Source organism: Kitasatospora sp. NPDC051170 (assembly GCF_044455705.1).
Taxonomy (GTDB): domain Bacteria; phylum Actinomycetota; class Actinomycetes; order Streptomycetales; family Streptomycetaceae; genus Kitasatospora.
Window position 1 is genome coordinate 128,453 of sequence record NZ_JBITFA010000001.1, and the last position, 17,587, is coordinate 146,039.

13 protein-coding genes are annotated in these 17,587 nt (G+C 74.4%); 1 reads left to right on the forward strand and 12 read right to left on the reverse strand.

The genetic code is table 11. The features are described 5' to 3' along the window. Positions 1-24: 24 nt before the first annotated feature. From ACIBCA_RS00625 to ACIBCA_RS00650, 6 genes are all read right to left on the reverse strand, one after another. Positions 25-1,803 (reverse strand): VgrG-related protein, encoded by a 1,779-nt coding sequence (locus ACIBCA_RS00625; protein WP_396280559.1) that lies wholly within the window; start codon positions 1,801-1,803, stop codon positions 25-27. Further along, the gene (locus ACIBCA_RS00630) at positions 1,800-2,522 is read right to left on the reverse strand and encodes a LysM peptidoglycan-binding domain-containing protein (protein WP_396280560.1); all 723 of its coding nucleotides are present in this window, start codon (positions 2,520-2,522) and stop codon (positions 1,800-1,802) included. The genes ACIBCA_RS00625 and ACIBCA_RS00630 overlap by 4 nt, the downstream gene beginning before the upstream one ends. A 44-nt stretch (positions 2,523-2,566) precedes the next feature. Beyond that, positions 2,567-2,992, reverse strand: a complete 426-nt coding sequence (locus tag ACIBCA_RS00635; RefSeq protein ID WP_396280561.1) for a phage tail protein — start codon at positions 2,990-2,992, stop codon at positions 2,567-2,569. A gap of 89 nt (positions 2,993-3,081) precedes the next feature. Beyond that, on the reverse strand, positions 3,082-3,465 hold the full coding sequence (locus ACIBCA_RS00640) for a hypothetical protein (protein WP_396280562.1): 384 nt from the start codon (positions 3,463-3,465) through the stop codon (positions 3,082-3,084). A gap of 2,806 nt (positions 3,466-6,271) precedes the next feature. Next, entirely contained in the window at positions 6,272-6,430 is a 159-nt protein-coding gene (locus tag ACIBCA_RS00645; protein WP_396280563.1) for a DUF6760 family protein, read from the reverse strand. Then, entirely contained in the window at positions 6,427-6,900 is a 474-nt protein-coding gene (locus ACIBCA_RS00650) for a hypothetical protein (RefSeq protein ID WP_396280564.1), read from the reverse strand. The genes ACIBCA_RS00645 and ACIBCA_RS00650 overlap by 4 nt, the downstream gene beginning before the upstream one ends. 149 nt (positions 6,901-7,049) lie before the next feature. Here ACIBCA_RS00650 and ACIBCA_RS00655 point away from each other — a divergent pair, with 149 nt between their 5' ends. Next, entirely contained in the window at positions 7,050-8,354 is a 1,305-nt protein-coding gene (locus ACIBCA_RS00655; protein ID WP_396281213.1) for an RNA-guided endonuclease InsQ/TnpB family protein, read from the forward strand. On the opposite strand, the gene ACIBCA_RS00660 is transcribed toward ACIBCA_RS00655, so the two are convergent. The 6 genes from ACIBCA_RS00660 to ACIBCA_RS00685 all read right to left on the reverse strand — a co-directional run bounded on the left by ACIBCA_RS00660 (position 8,320) and on the right by ACIBCA_RS00685 (position 17,381). Further along, positions 8,320-8,760: a phage tail protein gene (locus ACIBCA_RS00660; protein WP_030290301.1), complete on the reverse strand. Its 441-nt coding sequence runs from the start codon at positions 8,758-8,760 to the stop codon at positions 8,320-8,322. The genes ACIBCA_RS00655 and ACIBCA_RS00660 overlap by 35 nt on opposite strands. Before the next feature lie 50 nt (positions 8,761-8,810). Next, positions 8,811-10,343 carry a phage tail sheath family protein gene (locus ACIBCA_RS00665; protein WP_396280565.1) on the reverse strand — a complete coding sequence of 511 codons (1,533 nt, stop codon included), beginning with the start codon at positions 10,341-10,343 and terminating at the stop codon, positions 8,811-8,813. Positions 10,344-10,485: 142 nt separating this feature from the next. Beyond that, positions 10,486-12,573, reverse strand: a complete 2,088-nt coding sequence (locus ACIBCA_RS00670; protein WP_396280566.1) for an AAA family ATPase — start codon at positions 12,571-12,573, stop codon at positions 10,486-10,488. After that, the gene (locus ACIBCA_RS00675; RefSeq protein WP_396280567.1) at positions 12,570-13,295 is read right to left on the reverse strand and encodes a DUF4255 domain-containing protein; all 726 of its coding nucleotides are present in this window, start codon (positions 13,293-13,295) and stop codon (positions 12,570-12,572) included. The genes ACIBCA_RS00670 and ACIBCA_RS00675 overlap by 4 nt, the downstream gene beginning before the upstream one ends. Further along, positions 13,292-16,495 carry a hypothetical protein gene (locus ACIBCA_RS00680; protein ID WP_396280568.1) on the reverse strand — a complete coding sequence of 1,068 codons (3,204 nt, stop codon included), beginning with the start codon at positions 16,493-16,495 and terminating at the stop codon, positions 13,292-13,294. The genes ACIBCA_RS00675 and ACIBCA_RS00680 overlap by 4 nt, the downstream gene beginning before the upstream one ends. Before the next feature lie 175 nt (positions 16,496-16,670). Continuing rightward, the gene (locus tag ACIBCA_RS00685) at positions 16,671-17,381 is read right to left on the reverse strand and encodes a LuxR C-terminal-related transcriptional regulator (protein ID WP_396280569.1); all 711 of its coding nucleotides are present in this window, start codon (positions 17,379-17,381) and stop codon (positions 16,671-16,673) included. Between the last annotated feature and the right edge of the window lie 206 nt (positions 17,382-17,587).

Here is a 17,587-nt window from a genome sequence, read left to right on the forward strand (position 1 = left end):
GGTGAGGTAGGCGTCGACGTGATGTCAGTTGATGCGGACGATGGCGGCCTTGAGGACGGCTTCGGCTCCGCCTTCGAGGGTGACGGCCTCCGTGCCGCGCACGGTGACGGAGCCGCCGCGCACGTTCACCTCGCCGGTGCCCGCGTCGAGGGTGATGCCGGAGGAGGACAGGCGCACGGTGCTGCCACCGGCGGCGCCGAGGCCGTGGACGGTCAGGACGATCTCCCCGGCGCGCTGGTCCAGCTTGACCTCCAGCTTCCCGTCGCCGCTCGCCAGCCGGACCCCGGACGCCCCGGCCGGGACGTCGAGCAGCTCCAGCCGGTGGCCCGAACGGGACACCACGGAACGGCGGTTGACGGTTCCGGAGGCGGCGTCGACCAGTGGAACCTCGTGCGGGGAGGGCCGGTCCACGCCGTTGTAGAGGCCGCCCAGGACGTACGGGCTGTCCAGGTCGCCCTGCTCGAAGCCGACCAGCACCTCGTCGTTGACCTCCGGGGTGATCACCCCGCCGCCCCCGGTGCCGCCCCACTGGACGGTGCGCACCCAGTCGGAGACGTACGCGTCGTCCAGCCACGGGAACCTGAGCCGCACCCAGCCGCGCTGCCCGTCCCCCGGCTCCCGGACGTCGGTGACCACGGCGACGGCCAGCCCCGGCATCCGGGGCCCGCGCGGCGGCGCATTGCCGCCGGTGACCAGCCCGGTCAGCGAGCGGTCGGGCGCGGCGCTGACCACCACGGTGGTGCGGTAGCCCCGGTACGGTTCGAGGAGGTGGCGCACCCCGGTGGCGGTGTAGCGGCCGGAGAAGGCGGCGCCGACGTTGCCCAGGGCGACGGCGGTGCCCGCGCGCAGCCTCGGGTTGCCCTCGACGACCGCCTCCAGCTCGCCGAACCCGGCGGCCACGGAGGCGGCCAGCGAGCGGGCGACGGCGGCGGTCTCCGCCTGGGTGCGGTACGGGGTGTCGGCGACCGTCAGCCGCGCCTGGCCGGGAAAGGCGGAGGCCGCGACGGAGGGGCTCATGCCCGGCTGCACCGTCCGGGAGGTCACCGACGGCTCGGTGGCGACGAGGGCGCTCTTGGTGGTGACGTTCCAGCCCCGCGCCTCGACGGTGTCCGCCCCGGCGGTGCCCGTCAGCACCCCGCGCAGCTCCACCAGGTTGCGGCCGTACTCCAGCACCAGCGGGCTCTGCGGCGAGGGCGTGGACGGCGCGGGCGCGCCCGAGGCGGGATCGGGACGGACGAACTCCAGCCGCCCGTCGTCGTCCACCCGCACCTGCGCGCCGCTCTCCTGCGCCAGGAAGGACAGGAACTCCCAGTCCGGGACGTTCGCCTGGGAGAGCTGCTGGTGGACGACCGGGAACGAGTCCACCTTCCCGCACGCCAGGCCCGCGCCCGCCGCGACCTCGCGGACGATGTCGGCGGTCGTCATGTTGCGGAACGCCTTCACCCGGCGCCCGCGCATCAGGCGGTGCGACACCGCCGAGGCCCGCACCACGGTGTACGAGCCGGTCCCGTCGACCTCCAGCTCCAGCGCCGTCACCTCGCCGGTGAACAGCCGCACCCGGGTGTTGCCCTGGACGGTCACCACGGAGACGCTCAGCCGGGTGCCGATGGTGATCCCGGTCGCGGTCAGGAAGGTGTGGTCGGCGTCGCGGAAGGACAGCACCGCCGTGTCGGGCAGCCCCACGCTCTCCTCGATGTCGCAGGACACCAGCTGGGTCGCCCAGACCGGCGGCAGCGGGCCCGGCGCCTCGACCACCGGGTCGGCGGCGAACGCCCGGCCGCCCCGGGCCTCGGGGGTCGTCACCGTCGCCCTCCCCGGGTCAGTTCGTCGATGCCCGGCACGATCAGCTCCGCGCCGGGGGCGAGCACCATCGGGTCGTCGATGTCGTTGGCCTCCGCGATGGTCCGCCAGGCCGTCGCGTCCCCGTACGCGCGCCAGGCGAGCAGCGGCAGGCTGTCGCCCGCGATCACCCGGTGGGTGCTGCGGGCCTCCGGCGAACCGGAGGTCGGGTTCTGGCCGGCCGGGTCGACGCTGGCCTCGTCGATGCTGAGCGAGCAGGTCGCGCGCAGCGGGTTGCCGTCCACGTCGAAGAGCGAGTAGGTGACGGACAGGCTCGACAGCACGCCGTTGAAGGAGGTCGTGGTCGAGGTGCCCCAGTCGAGGCGGATCCACGGGCTGGCGGGGGTCTTGCGCGCCAGGCTGGTGGGCGTGGGCACACAGGCCGTCATCAGCTGCTCGACGGCGCGCTCCACGGAGTTGTCGTGCGTCGCCGTCGCGTCCAGGAACACGTCCAGGGAGAGGGAACGCGGGCCGCTGCCGACGAACTCGGGCAGGGCCGACTGGCCCGCCATCCGGGACGGGGTCCGGCGCCACTCGGTGCTCTTGCGCAGCACCAGGGAGGCCGGGTTGAACTGCAGCCGCAGCCGCGCCAGCGCGCCGCCGGGCTGGGCGCCGACCGTGGACGGGGGTTCCATGATGGTCAGTTGGGCCCGGGTGACGCTCGCGGGGACGGTGGCGGACATCGTGGTGCTTGCTCCTCTCTGGGCGCTCCGGCGGTGGGGGTCTTCTAGAACGGGCGCAGGCCCGCGTGGGCGATCTCGAGGGTCTCGGTGGCCGCCTGGGAGTTGGACGGGTCGAAGGACGGCCCGTCCCAGCGCACGGGGACGATGCCGAGCACCTGCCAGCCGACGATCCGGCTCAGGTCCGGCCGCAGGGCGACGATCTCGCCGTCCTTCGGCTCCACCTTGCGGACGATCTCGCTCAGCCAGCGGGTGATCTTCGTGGTGTCGGCGGTGACGGCGCGGGTGAGCGTGATGTTCGACCAGGTGATCCGGCCGGGGAGCTGCCAGGAGAAGCCGTTGTTGCCGCCCTCGGCGTACTGCTCGATCTCGACCTGGGCGCCGAGGCCGGAGCAGGTGGTGAACTCGCCGAGGTCGTTGCCGCCGATGGTGAGGCTGAAGAACACGCTGGTGGCGAAGATGTTGTCGGTCATCGGTTCCGTTCGTTTCCGTTGCGTTCGGTTCCCGGGCGTTCGGTTCCCGGGCCTTCGGTTCCCAGGCGTGCGTTTCCCAGGCGTGCGTTTCAGCGGCGGCCGTCGTACGGGCGCCCGGTCCGCTCCCGGCCCCGGCGCAGCTCGGTGCGGAGGAGACGCGCGAGGGGCTCGACCAGGCGCCGGGCGAGCTCGTCGAGGTCGGCGGGCTCGGTGGGGTGGGGCGGCGGGGCGGGCTTCGCCGCGCTGGTCGAGGCCGAGGCCGAGGCCGAGGTCGCGGTCGAACTGCGCGTCTGGACGGCGGTCAGCGGCACCCCGACCAGCCCCGCCTCCTCGGCGACACGTTGCAGCACGCGGGTGGTGGCGGGCGACGGGCTCTGGGTACGCGCCGGGGCGGCGGCGGGCGCGGCCGGGGTGTCACCGACCCGCTGCACTGTGCGGCCGACGATCGGCAGGGGTGAGGTACGCGCCGTCACTTCGGGTGAGCCCGTCTCGCCGGCAGCCCACAGCGCTGTGGGGCCAGCGGTGGGCAGGGACGACGTACCCGCCGCAACCCCGGGCAGGCCCGCCGATTCAACGACCCGCTGCACCACCTGACCAGCGGCGGGCAGAGACGCGGAACCGGCTGTTGGCCCGGGCAGGCCCACCTGTCCGGCCACCCGCTGCACCACGTGACCGGCGGAAGGCAGGGGCGACGTCCACGCCGCGCCCCCCGGCGAACCCGCCTCTCCAGCCACCCGCTGCACCATGTGAGCGCCAGTGGTCGGGGGCGAGACGCGCACCGGGACGGCCGTCAATGGCGCCCCGACCCGCCCTGCCTCCTCGGCGGCACGTTGCACCACACCGTTGGTGACCGGAGCTCCGAACTGAGTTGCTGGAGAAATCGGTTGGTGCCGGGGTGCTGCCGAGAGCTGCTGAGGCGGCAGGGCCCCTGAGCGTGCCGGCCGGACCGCCGCAGGGGTGGCGGCACGCCGGGCGACCGGCGCGCCGTCAGAGGCTGCCGCCTGCGGAGGCGAGGCACTCGCCTGCCGCTCGGGAACCGGGGCGGCGGCGCGCTGGACGACGCCTCCGCCCGGCTCAGCCGCCGCCCGCTCTCCACCCGATCCTTCCGCTGACGAACGTTTCCCGGCCGAACGCCGAAACACCGCCCTGAGGCCCCCGGCGCCCTGCTCAGCCGTAGCCCGCCCGGTGCCGCCGCGCTGCCCATCGGACGAGTCCGGCCCGCCGACCGATCGTCCCTGCGACGGTCGTTTCCCGGTCGGGCGCTGAGTCGCCGCTGCGGAGGCTCGTACCCCCTGTACGACCGCAATCGGCCTATCGGCACCGGAGCGCCCACCGGACGTCGGCGGCTCACCGACCGATCGTCCTCGGGACGAACGGTTCTCGGTCGAACGCTGAAGTGCCACTCCGATGTCGGCTGCTTCGGCTGACGAGCGGCCGGATACCTGAGGGGCCGTCCGACCGGCCGATCGTTCCTCCGACGAAGGTTTCCGGACCGAGCGTTGGAGCACCGAAGCGATGCGACTCGGGGCCGAAGGCACCCGTCCCTTCCTGGACCGGGTGTCTTCCGCAGCACGCGAGCGCTGCGCAGCAGCCGCTCGGCGCTGCGCGCCGCCTTCCGGGTCGGAGTTGCTGACCGCATCCGGCGCGACCGCCCTGCGGCGGACGACGGGGACGGGGGGCGGCGCGGCGGCGGCCCGGGTGTCCGTACCGGCCTGAGACCGGGGCGCAGCGAGGGCGACCTTCATCGGGCGCTCACCGATCAGCCCACGCCTCCGGCCTGGCAGAGCGACGGCTCGCTGCACGCCCCGACTGCCGGGAACAGAGCGCGCGGGAACCACCGGACGCTCACCGGTCGACGGCGGTGCGCTCGACGGGCGCGGGTCGGTCGGCTCCCCTGGAGGAGAACTGGCGGTATCGGGCGCCTCAGCCGGCGTCCCGGTCCCGCTGTCAGGCCGCCCGAGCGGAGATGCAGGCGGGACGGACGGACCCGCAACGCGCCGCTGAACCGGCCGACGGCCGCTCGACACCGGGGCGCTGCCACCGGCAGTGGGCGGCAGCGCGTCGAGCGGCGCGCCGAGACCCATGCGCCGGGGAGCAGGAGAGGTGCCGGGCCGTGGCGACAATGGCGTCGGCCCACGACCACTCGGCTCGGCAGCCGTACGGGTGTGGCGCCCGTCGGCCGCATCAACGGTGGTGTTGGCAGGGCCGGGCTGAGGCACCGTTTGGACGACCGGCAGGGCCGGTGCCCCCGACGGGGCCTCAGGGGCCTTCCGGCTTCCGCCGGCCGCAGGGGAGGCGCTGGCAGGCATCGCCGTCAGCGGCGCACCGAGGACCGGGCGGGTCGTCGGTGCAGCGGCGCGCTGCACCACGGCGTCGCCAATCGCCTGCGCGGGTTCGACCACCGGCTCCGGCTGCGCAGCAGCGCGCTGCACCACGGCGTCCCCGGTAGCGTGCACGGGTTCGACCACCGACCCCGGCGGCGCCGCCTCGGTGGCCCGGCTCGGCGTTTCGCCGGGCTCCCGGACCACGGGCACCGGGCGGACGGGCAGCGTTCGGGGACGGCGGGCCACGGTCAGCGGTTGGCCGACCGATCGCGGCCGCGAGGGACTGTTCTGGTTCGTGCGCTGGGATGGCGCACTCGGGGAACTCACCGGAGCCTGGACGTTCGGTTCAGCGACCGGAGGAACGTCACTCTCGGTCGAAGCCCGTTCCTCCCTCCCCCGTTCAGGGCGAGAAGTCACCGCATCGGCAGCCTGGTGAGCCCGGCGCGCAGCCAGCGTGGACGCCGACCGCACCGGAAGGCGTCGCCTCGGGACCGATCGCTGAACGGGCCGCCCCGGCCCCGCCGGCTCCGCCGCTTCCTCCGCGCCGAACGTCCGCGTCGCCACCGGCAGGTCGTGTCCGTCACCGCCCGCGAACACGGGCGATGCCAGCGGCAGCGCCACCGCCCGCAGGATCCCCGCCGGGGCGGACGGCAGGACGGCGTGCCCCAGCGGCCCGGACAGCGACGGGTCCTGCCAGGACGCGAGCCGCGACCGGAACCGCAGACCGTCGCTGACGCCCGGCGCCGCCCCGGCCAGGGTCGGCGTCAGCGGCCGCACCTCGCGCCAGCCGTCGGCGGCCGGTGCCGGGCGCGGCCGTTCGCGCCCGGGCACACTGCCGTCGACTCCCTCGGCGACCGCCCCCGGCCGCCGACGGGACATCCACTCCCGCAACCCCATCTCCCTCACCGGCCTTCGCCGTTAGGGTGGATGACGCATCGGGGCCGGGTGAGCCCGCTCATCCGCCCTCCGCCACGCGCGTGTTGAGACGTGCGATCTCGCGCACCCACTGGCCGCGTTCCTGGTGGGTCAGGTCGAGGACGTCCTCGCGCTGCCAGTGGAAGTAGTACGCGATGTACGCGACCTCCTCGTACAGCCGAGCAGGCGCGTACGTCACGATTCCCCCAGGCGCCCACCGGCGAGGTCGACCTCGAAGGCGCCGTCGCAGTGCGGGCAGGTCACGGCGGCGCGTGTGTGGCCTTCGCTGTTGATGCGCTGGTACAGGTCCTGGAGGAACGCCACATCCGTGGCGTACATCCGCTCGACGATGCCCGCGTGGACGTCGGGGACGTCGCCGAGGCGGGTGATGACGTGACTGAGGAGCACCACGCTCAGGTACGCCGGGTTCTCCTTCACCCGCAGGTCGATCTGCGGCATCAGCTCGTCGCGCGCGGTGGCCAGGCGCATCGCGCCGTAGCGGTGGACGGTGCCCTCGTCGTCGACGTAGCCGATCGGCAGCTCGAACTCGAACTCGGTGTGCGGCGAGCGCCCCTGAGCCTGCGACGGCTGCGAGGGCGCGGCAGCCGGCGGCGCTGCCGCCGCCGGTGCCCGCTCCAGCAGTTCGTCGAGGCCGATGCGTCGCCTCATCGGGGACCTCCGTGGATACCCCCGGTTTTGGCCGGGGGTTGAAACGGACTGCGTGCGGAGCAGGTCAGGTGGCGGCGTTTCACCGTCACGCCAGACCGCCGTACAGGTGGCCTCGCATGATTGTCAGTACCTGCCGGTACGTTGATTTCGTGCACCTCAGATACTCCTATCGGCTCTATCCGACGGAGGGTCAGCAGCAGTTGCTGGCCCGTACGTTCGGGTGCGCGCGGGTGGTGTACAACGATGCGCTGGCGGTTCGGAAGCAGGCCCGTAGGGACGGACGGCCCTACCCGAAGATCACCGACTTGCAGAAGCTGGTGATCACAGCGGCGAAGCGCACCGCCGAGCGGGCGTGGCTCGCCTCGGTCGGTGTCGATCCGCTGATCCAGTCCCTGCGGGACCTGGACACCGCGTACCGGAACTTCTTCGACTCGGTGTCCGGCAGGCGCGCCGGGCCTGCGGTGGGGCTTCCCCGGTTCAAGTCGAAGCGGGACAGCCGGCAGAGCCTTCGGTTCACCCGCAACGGGTTCCGCATCCGGGGCAACGGGAAGCTGAACCTGGCGAAGATCGGCGACGTGCGGGTGAAGTGGTCGCGTGCGCTGCCCGCCGATCCGTCCTCGGTGACGATCCTGCTCGACCCGTCGGGCCGGTACCACGCGAGCTTCGTCGTGGACGTCGAACCCGAGCACCTGCCCGAGCTGGACACCGAGATCGGCATCGACCTCGGACTGACCACCTACGCCGTCCTCTCCGACGGCCAGGTGATCGACAACCCACGCTTCCTCCGCAAGGCGGAGAAGAAACTCAAGGCCGCACAGCGGGAACTGTCCCGCAGGGCCAAGGGGTCGAAGAACCGGGCCAAGGCCCGGATCAAGCTCGCCAGAGCGCACGCCAAGGTGGCCGACACCCGCAGGGACTGGCTGCACAAGCAGACGACCAGGATCATCCGCGAGAACCAAACGGTGTACCTGGAAGACCTGAACGTGCGCGGCCTCGGCCGCGGCCGCCTGGCCAAGTCCGTCCACGACGCCGGATGGTCCACCTTCCGGCGCCTCCTCGAAGAAAAGGCCGCCCGCTACGGGCGGACCATCGGCATCGTGCACCGCGCGTTCCCGTCCTCCCAGCTCTGCTCCCGGTGCGGGCACCGCGACGGCCCCAAGCCCCTCGCCGTCCGCGCGTGGGCCTGCGGGGCGTGCGGTGTATTTCATGACCGTGACCTCAACGCTGCTCGCAACATCCTGGCCGCCGGGCAGGCGGACAGGCTAAACGCCTGCGGAGGGCCAGTGAGACCCGGCGTGGCAATCCCACGCCGGGCACGGCCCGTTGAAACAGGAACCCACCGGAACGCCGGCGGTACAGGGCGCAGGCCCCGTGCCGCAGGCGCGGCCGGAATCCCCGCGCATCAGCGCGGGGAGGATGTCATTCGACACTTATCTCTTCGAAGACGATGGTGACCGTCTCCGTCGCCGCGCTGGACTCGCCCGCGCTCAGGGTGGGGCCCTCCCAGCGGCTGGCCCAGGCGTTGGTGAGCTGGATGCGCCGCAGGGTGGCGCCGGTGGTGTCCTTGACCTCGATGGTGAGGTTCTGGCGCGCGGTGTTGATGGCCCCGTTGTTGAGGGTCTCCTTGATCCAGTCCGTGAACGCGCCGCTCTTGTCGAGGCCGCGGGTGATCGTGACCTCTCCGGGCAGTCGTGCGCCGGGCTGCTTGCGGACGATCAGCTTGCCCTCTTGGGTCACCTGCTTGTACTCGACGACGTCCTGTTCGACCGTCAGGTTGCTGATCTCCTTGACGGACTCGACGTTGTAGCCGCCGAGTTGGACGCCGAAGATATGTGTGGAGAGCGGATCGCCTTCAGCCATGGCGCGGTGTCACCTTCCGGTTCACGAGGGGATGAGGGGGTGGTTGCGGGTCACTCGTCGACGAGGCTCGTGCTGTCGGAGAACTGCGACAACCGGAAGACCACGAACTCGGCCGGCTTGACCGGCGAGACCCCGATCTCGCAGACGACCTGGCCGAGGTCCACGGACTCCGGCGGGTTGTTGTCGCGATCGCACTTGACGTAGAACGCCTCGGCGGCGGTCTGGCCGAACAGGGCCCCGCGGCGCCACTCCTCGGTGAGGAAGGCGGTGATGTTGCGGCGGATGCTGGACCAGAGCCGGTCGTCGTTGGGCTCGAAGACGACCCACTGGGTGCCCAGGAGGATCGACTCCTCCAGGTAGTTGAACAGCCGGCGCACGTTGAGGTAGCGCCACGCGGGGTCGGAGGAGAGGGTGCGCGCGCCCCAGATGCGGATGCCGCGCCCGGGGAAGGCCCGGATGCAGTTGACGCCGATGGGGTTCAGCAGGTCCTGTTCGCCCTTGCTGAGCCGCAGTTCGAGGTCGACGGCGCCCCGGATGACCTCGTTGGCGGGGGCCTTGTGCACTCCGCGCTCGGCGTCGTTGCGCGCCCAGACCCCGGCGGCGTGGCCGCTGGGCGGGACGAGGACGTTGCGGCCGCCGGCCGGGTCGAAGACCTTGATCCACGGGTAGTAGACGGTGGCGTAGCGGGAGTCGTAGCCCGCCTCGTCGTTGCGCCAGGTGCGCATCCGCTGGGCGTTGAGGCCGGGCGGCGGGTCGAGGACGGCGATGCGGTCGCCCATCTGCTCGCAGTGCGAGATGACGGCGAGCTGCACGGTGCGCAGGCCCTCGTCGTCGAGGTCGCCGCGCTGGTAGGCGCTCATCAGGTCGGGGACGGCGACCATGGTGATCTCGTCGATCGCCTCCAGGCCGGAGAACCCGGTGCGGGCGGCGGCGTCGCCGACGTACTCGGCGGCGTCCAGGCGGCCGGCGGGGGTCGCGACGGGCGCGGGCGCGGCGGGCAGCGCGTGGGTCTGGCGCTCGGGGCGGCTCGGCGCGGTGCCGGGCTGCTCGGTGACGGCGACGAGCTTGGACTCCCGCAGCTGGGTGACCACGTAGCCCTTGGTGTTCTTCCGGGTCGACACGTCGTAGGTCTCGGCGACCTCGGCGCCCCGGCGTACCAGGACGCGGAAGCGGTCCTCGGGGACGTTCTCGCCCTCGACATCGGCGATCTCGACGCTGACCTCGCCGCCCGCGCCCGGCAGGGCCGCGAACAGGAAGCCCGCGACGGCGACGGGCTGCGGCGGGGCGGTGACCTGGGCGGTGCCCGCCTGCCGCGCGGCCGGGTCGCCGACCCGGACGATGTACGCGGAGCCGCCGCCGTTGGCGAAGTAGCCGTAGACGGCGTGGGCGAGGTAGGTGCCCTCGGTGAAGCCGCCGAACCGCTGGACGTACTGGTCCCAGTTGGTGACGAGCGTGGGCTCGTGGAAGGGGCCCGCCTCGGCGAAGCCGACGAACGCGGCGACGGCCGTGCCGACGCCCTCGATCGGCCGGGCACCGGACTGGACCTCCTCCACGTACACGCCCGGGGTGAGGTACGACGGCATACGCGCTCCTTCAGGTGGCCGGTCGTTCGTCCCCGAGTCTGCTGCCGCGCGCGGCCCGGGGACATGTCCCGAAGTCCCCGACCGGGGGCAAGGTCAACTGCCCGACCGGGCACCGTCAGGGCAACGTCCGGCGCACCACCCGTCAGCCCTCCTCCAGGACGCCGAGCCACGGGCCGAACTCGCTCTCCAGCACCAGCCGCCCGAGCTTGCGGTACTCGCCGACGATCGCGGCGACCAGCTGCGCCATGCCCAGCGGGGCGCCCGTTCCGGCGGCCAGGTAGGCGGCGGAGACGGCGCAGGCGCGGATGGAGCCGCCGCTGAGCTCGAAGGCGCGGGCGCAGAAGTCCAGGTCGAGGTCGTCCTTCCTGGGCAGGTGGGGGCCGAGGCACCGGTCCCACAGCAGGCGCCGCTGGGTCTCGTCGGGCAGCGGGAACTCGGCGATGACGTCGATCCGGCGGGTGAACGCCTCGTCGAGGTTGGCGCGCAGGTTGGTGGTGAGGACGGCGATGCCGTCGAAGGACTCCAGGCGCTGGAGCAGGTAGGCGGTCTCGACGTTGGCGTGGCGGTCGTGGGCGTCCTTGACCTGGGAGCGCTTGCCGAAGAGGGCGTCGGCCTCGTCGAAGAGGAGGACGGCGTTGACCTGGGCGGCCTCGGTGAAGACGCGTTCGAGGTTCTTCTCGGTCTCGCCGACGTACTTGTCGACGACGGTGGAGAGGTCCACCACGTAGAGCTCCATGCCGAGTTCGGCGGCGACGACCTCGGCCGACATGGTCTTGCCGGTGCCGGACTCCCCCGCGAACAGGGCGATGACGCCGTGTCCGCGCCCGCCGCCGGGGCGCATCCGCCAGCTGCCGAGCACCTGGTCGCGGTGGCGGGCGCGCAGGACGAGTTCGCGCAGGCGGCCGGCGGTGGGGGCGGGGAGGACCAGGTCGTCCCAGCCGACGCCGGGTTCGATGCGGCGGGCGAGGCGGGCCAGGCCCGCGGCGTTCTGGGCGCGGACGGCGGCGCGCAGGTCGTCGGGGCGCAGCGCGCGGCCTTCGGCGGCGGCGGTGCGGACGGCGAGGGAGGCGGCGCGTTCGAGCTGCTCGCGGTCGAGGCGGTGGGCGGCGACGGCCTCGGTCAGTTCGTTCGTGCGTTCCTCGTCGGGCGCGGTTCCGGCGGCGGCTCCAGCGGCGGCGAGGGCGTGGGCGAGGGCGAGGGCCCACTGCCGGGCGCGTTCGCGGGTGTCGGGCGGCGGGAGGGTGAGGGTGACGGGGCTGTGGTGGGCCCAGGCCGGGTCCCAGGTCTGGGGGCCGTGCAGGATCAGCGGGTGGCCGTCGAGTCGGTCGCAGAGGTCGCGCACCAGGGCGGCGCGCTCGGGGCGTTGGGGGTCCAGCCGGTCGAGCGGGCCGAGGACCACGCCGGCGCCGGTGAGGCGCGCTTCGCGGGCGAGCGCCCGGACGAGGTCGCGGTGGCCGTGAGCGGTGAGGGCGCCGAGGGCGGCGGCGTCGACGGCCAGGGGCGGCGGGCCGTCCGCCGCGAGGGCGGCGAGGGCGCGCGGGGCGGCGTGCCCGGAGCGGTCGAGGAGGTAGGTGAAGCCGCTGAGCGCCGGTAGCCCGTTCTCGGCGCCTGCCGGGGTGGCCCGGTGGGCGATCCCGGCGAGCGCGGCGTCCGGTTCGTCGTCGCCGAGCAGGTGCGCCGCGACCCGGTCGGGTACCCGCAACTCGCGGGAGAGCAGCGGGCGTTCGGGGTCGGCCACCTCCAGCAGGCCCCCGGCGACGAGCGGTGACCGGGCCGAGAGGCGGAAGCGGCCGGCTCCGGCGCTCGGCAGGGCGCAGAGGGCGAGGGCCAGGCCGATGGTGGGCCGGCGTCTGGTGAGGTCGTCGTTGAGGTAGCCGTAGAGCTGCTCGAAGCGGCGGTCGAGGTCGGGGGCGAGGGCTACGGTCAGGAGGTCGAGGTCGACGGGGAGCAGCCCGAAGGCGTCGGCCAGCCGGGCGAGGCGCGTGCCCGGCGGGGGCGGCGCGGCCGACGTCGCACCGGCCGCCGCTCCGGCCGTACGGACGGCGGCGTCGGAGGCGAGGATGCGCTCGACGGCCTCCGGGGCGAGGTACTGGCCCCGGTACGGGTCGTCCGGGTCGGGGTCCTCGGCGCGGCGTTCGCGCACGGCCTCGCGAACCCGCCGTTCGACCTCGCGCAGCCGCTCCCACAGCGCGGCGTCGGGGCCCGTGTCGGGCCTCGTGTCGGGGCTCATCGCTGGGCCTTCCCGCGCGGGCGGCGGCCGGGTGGCAGCTGGCGTTCGCGGGGCGCGGCGAAGCCGTCCGCGCCGGGGTCGGTGGCGCCGTCGTAGCGCAGCCGGCGCCCCGGAGCGTCCCCATCGGCCGCCTCGGCCGTATCGGCCGTATCGGCGATGTCGGAGACCCTGGCGACGAGCCCCTCGGTGACCGGCGGGCCCGCCGGGGTGCGGGCGCCGGGCAGCGGGGCGAGGACCCGCAGGTCGATCGAGGGCCGCAGTTCGCCGCCGAGCGCGGACCACACGTCGGGCACCGAGGGCAGGCCCGTGTCCCGGCCCGCGATGTCGAGGGTGACGGTGAGGCCGAGCCGGGCGAGGGTGCCGGTGAGCAGCCGGGCGGGCAGGGCGTCGACGGCGGTGAGGCACTGCAGCACCTCGGACAGCAGCCGGTGTTCGTCCTGGGCGCGGTTGGTCCAGACGGTGACCAGGTAGGCCAGTTCGAACCAGCGGGGTGCGCCGTGGTGGGCGAGGACCAGGCCGTCCGCGTCGTGCTCGGCGACGGTGCCGGACTGGCGGCGGCCCGTGTCCTCGCGCAGCCCGTAGAGGAAGGCGCTGACGGTGGGTGCGTTGCGCCGGGCGGCGAAGTCCCGGGTGGGCGCGTCGAAGACGATCTCGACGCCGCGCTCGGGCAGTCCGGTCTCGGTGAGCAGGAGGCGCAGGGCCTCGTCGACCTCGTGGATCACCGGCGCTCCACCTCTCCGGGCGGGCCGATGCTGCCCTCGACGACGAGGAAGGGGCAGGTGACCGGGGAGAACCCGGGGCCGCTCGCCGTGATGGTGCGCGGGCCGGTCTCGTCCTTGGGGAGGATGAGGAGCTGGCCGGCGAAGGTGCCGTCGCCCTTGGGACGGGTGGGCGCGGCGGTGGCGGTGATGCCGGGCTGCCAGGTGAGGGTGACGGGAACGCCGGGCGGGAAGTCGACGCCGCGTACGGAGGTCACGAAGCCGGGCTTGCCGATGGGCGGCACGGCGACGATGCGGGGCTGGAGGATGCGCAGCGGGGTGCTCGCGCGGTGGGGGCCGGGGGTGGCGTCGGTGCCGGTGGTGGTGAGTACGGCGGTGATGGTGGTGTCGAGGGCGGCCTTGGGCGAGAGGACGACCTGGACGCTCTGGCTGCGGCCGGGGGCCAGGTCGGCGAGCCGGCAGCTGCCGTCGGTGCGGCAGTCGGGCGGCAGGGCCTCGGTGGGGACGCCGCGTGGCAGGCCGAGGGTGAGGCGCAGGCCCGTGGCGAGGGCCTGACCGTCGTTGCGCACGGTGTAGGTGACGGTGACGTGGCCGCCGACGTAGCCGGGGTTGGGCTGGGCCTCGACCGTCACACCCGGGCCCGCCAGGGGCGCGGGCGGCGGCGGGGGCGCGGGCGTGGTCGCGGGGGTCGTGGGCTGCGGCGCGGGCGTCGTGGGCGCGGGCGTCGTCGGCGGGGGTGTCGTGGCGGGCGGCGTGGTCGGCGGATCGGCGATCACGGGCAGCACCGTCCGCGCGGAGCCCTCCCCCGGGTCCGGGTCGACGACCGCCCCGGTGACGCCCCATCCGAACTCCCGGGGCCCGGCCACGGTCCCGATCAGGGTGGCGCCGATCCGGACCTCCTGGCCCGGCCCCAGCAGGCCCAGTTCGCAGCGCAGCGTCCCGGCGTCGCAGCGCCCCACCGGGGTGGTGAGCTTCCCGAGCCGGGCGCCGGTGGGCACCGAGACGGTGAGGACGGTGCCGGGCGAGGGCGCGGGGCCCTTGTTGACGACGGTGACGGTCACCTCGGTGCCGTCGTCGACGCGCACCTCGGGCGTACGGGCGGGCGCGGTGAGCGCCAGGTGGACGGACTGCTGGACGGACGGCTCCTTCTGGCGTCCGGGCAGCCGCTGCGTCAGCGGGGTGAGGGTGCGGGCGCCGAGGTCGTAGACGGCCAGCTGCTCGGGCGAGTTGGGCGCCATGGCCCGGCGGGTGGTGAGCACCAGGCGGGCGCCGTCGGCCGTCCAGGCGGCGTCGCGGGGCTGGAAGGGCCCGGTGTCGGGGGTCTCGGGCAGCGGCCGGGTGCAGGCGCCGGGGCCGAGGCCCGTGGGCAGGACGACGGTGCAGTCGCCGCCGGTCGGCGAGGTGACGACCAGGCCGTCCTGGCGGTTGTCGCCGCCGTTGCCGGCCCGGCGGTTGAAGGCGAGGCGGTGGCCGTCCGGGGAGAAGACGGGGCTGTCGTCGATGACGGCGCAGCTGCCGGGGCAGATCGCCCGGCTGAGGTCGTTCTGGTGGGCGGGGTCGTCGGTGGGCACCGTCCAGATGTGCAGGTTGCCGGCGTTTCCGTCGACGACGGCCGTACGGGCGAAGGCGATCAGCTTCCCGTCCGGGGACCAGTGGGGTTCGGCGTCGGAGGCGTTCTCCTGCCCGGCGGGCGGGGTGACGGTGGTGAGGATCGCGCCGTTGGAGGTGTCGGCGATCAGCAGGCGTCCGGGGCCTCCGGGGGTGCTGCGGCTGAAGACGACGCGACGGCCGTCCGGGGAGAGGGCGGGGTCGGTGTCCCGGTCGAGCGGGCCCCGGCCGGCGAGGGCCATCGGCTCGGGGGCGGCGCCGTCGGCGTCGGCGCGCCAGATCCGTTCGGTGCGGCCGCCGCCGGGCGCGTCCTCGTAGCGGGTGGCGACGAGGCGGCGGCCGTCCGGGGTGTAGGACTGGCGCTCGAACCAGGGGTCGAAGCCGGGGCGGGGGTGGAAGAGGGGGTCGGCGGCGGGGGCGGGATCGGTGTTGGTGGCGGCGGCCGGGTCCTCCTTGAGGACGGTGATGCCGAGGTCGCGCGGGTCGCTGCCGTCGGGGCGGATGTCCTCCACGTTCGCGACGTTCGCGGCGGAGGCGCTCGTCTGCTCGACGACGGGTCCGCCGCCGTTCTGCGGGCCGAGCCAGGCGGGGGTGGCGATCAACCGGTCGGCGCTGTAGAGGACTTGCGGCGCCTCGCAGGAGCAGGTCGGCGCGCGGTAGAGGTTCACCACGGTGGACGGCGGCCCGGGGGTGAGCTGGTCGGCGCTCAGGAACAGGACGCCGGTGCCGTCCGCGAGCCAGGCGGCGGAGCCGGTCTTCCAGGTGGAGCCGGTGGCGCGGAAGAAGGGCTTGCCGTCGCCGGTGGGCGAGGTGACCATCAGGGTGCGGGCCTGGCCGGGGCCCTGGTCCCAGGTGTAGACGATCTCGTTGCGGTGCGCCTCGTCGCCGACGGGGTTCCAGGCCGGGTCGACGGCGTCACCGGGGGTCACGTCGGTGATCTTGACGGGCGCGCCGCCGCCGAAGGGGCGCCGGAAGATCTGGCGGTGCTCCGGATCCCCCGTGCAGGAGTACGCGATCCATCGGCCGTCCGGGGAGACCGTCGGGTGCGTCTCGTCGGCCGTGCCGTCGGTGATGCGGCGCAGGCCCGTGCCGTCGCGTTCGACGGCCCACAGGACGTGCTGGGGCCTGCCGCCGGGGCCGGTGGGCTCGAGGGCCTCGAAGACGACGCCCTTGCCGTCCGGGGCGAGGGCGGGGTGGGCGGTGTCCATGCCGGTGGTGAGCCGGCGGACGGAGCCGGTGGCGTCGCGCAGGTAGACCTGCGGGAGGGGGCTGTCGCGCAGGCTGGTGAAGACCAGGTCGTCGCCGCGGGCGGACGGGTCCCGGTCGAAGTGGACCGGGCCGGGCCCGAACAGCGGGGCGCTGTCGGCGGCCCCGGTGACGCGGGCCAGGCCCCGGTGGTCGGTGCCGGCGAAGACGATCCGCCCGGCGTCCTGGTCGGCGCCCGCCTGGACGGCGGGCCCGGCCGGGCCCGCCGGGGCGGCGATGCCCAGGACCGGCAGGGCCGCCGCCAGGGCGAGCAGGACCGCGCCGACGACCCTGGCCGGGCGCCGCCGGAGGGAGCGGGCGGGGCGGGGGGCATCGGTGGCGCGGATCACGCTCGACCTCACAGGGTGTCAGGGGCGGTCTCCCCGCAGTCTCCCCGGCCCGGACGCCCGGCGGCAGGGCCGGGGCGCCCGAGCCGGGGGAAGCGATCACTGGCCCGCCGGGGCAATCGGGCAGGGCGGGCCGGGCCGGGCGGACCAGGTGGCCGGGTGGCCGGGCGGCCTGGTCTCAGATGAGGCCGCGCCGCAGCGCGTACCCCACGGCATGCGCCCGGTTGCGCAGCCCGAGGCGGGTGATGATCTCGTGCAGCACGTTCTTGACGGTCCGTTCGGAGTAGGAGGTCTTGGCGGCGATCTCGCTGGTGTCGAAGCCCTCCGCGACCAGCCGCAGCATGTCCGCCTCCCGGGCCGTCAGGGTGGACAGGGTCAGACCCCGCCCGTCGAGCATGGTGCGCTGGAGGGTGCCGATCCGGTCGAGCAGTTCGCCGAGCAGGTCCCCGGGCATCACGCCCTCCCCGGCGGCGAGCGCCGTGATGAGGTGCACCAGCCGGTCCTGGTCGGCCTCCGCGCGGCGCAGCACCGCGGCCACCCCGCACTCGACGATCGTCTGCAGCCCGCCCGCCTCGAACTGGCCCACCACCAGGCCGATCCGGCCGCTGGTGGCGAGCCGCAGCCGCCGCAGGTGCTCGGTCACGGCCTCGGTGAGGGCGTCGACCACCAGCAGGGAGACCTCCGCCCGGCCCGCCTGCGCCTCGGCCTCGCTGAGCAGTTCCACTTCGGGGCGCTGGCGCAGCTGCTGGACCACACCGGTCTGCAGGATGAGGTCCTCGGCGTACACGGCCACCCGTATCTGGGCCGGCCGGCCGCGCAGTTGGGCGGGTACGCGCGGGCTCGCGGTCCGGATGGCGGCTTCCTCGCGGGAGGTGTCGGTCTGCGTCATTCGTCTACTCCATTCTCCAGGGGACGTGTGGGGTGGCGGCCGGCTGCCGGACGGTGGCGTGGGCCGCCTGCTGGGGCGGGGGGCCGTCGGGTCTGCGACGTCTGCGCGGCTCGCGCGGCCAAGGACGTCTTCGCGGCTCGCGCGGGCAAGGGGGTGTGCCCGCGGCTTGCCCGCGCGGGCCTCTCGCCGGGGCGGGCGGCGGCCCT

Excerpts from the sequence above, each read along its gene's own strand:
- ACIBCA_RS00630 (WP_396280560.1), bottom strand. The coding sequence starts at position 2,522 with ATGTCCGCCACCGTCCCCGCGAGCGTCACCCGGGCCCAACTGACCATC.
- ACIBCA_RS00635 (WP_396280561.1), bottom strand. The coding sequence starts at position 2,992 with ATGACCGACAACATCTTCGCCACCAGCGTGTTCTTCAGCCTCACCATC.
- ACIBCA_RS00650 (WP_396280564.1), bottom strand. The coding sequence starts at position 6,900 with ATGAGGCGACGCATCGGCCTCGACGAACTGCTGGAGCGGGCACCGGCG.
- ACIBCA_RS00660 (WP_030290301.1), bottom strand. The coding sequence starts at position 8,760 with ATGGCTGAAGGCGATCCGCTCTCCACACATATCTTCGGCGTCCAACTC.
- ACIBCA_RS00665 (WP_396280565.1), bottom strand. The coding sequence starts at position 10,343 with ATGCCGTCGTACCTCACCCCGGGCGTGTACGTGGAGGAGGTCCAGTCC.
- ACIBCA_RS00670 (WP_396280566.1), bottom strand. The coding sequence starts at position 12,573 with ATGAGCCCCGACACGAGGCCCGACACGGGCCCCGACGCCGCGCTGTGG.
- ACIBCA_RS00685 (WP_396280569.1), bottom strand. The coding sequence starts at position 17,381 with ATGACGCAGACCGACACCTCCCGCGAGGAAGCCGCCATCCGGACCGCG.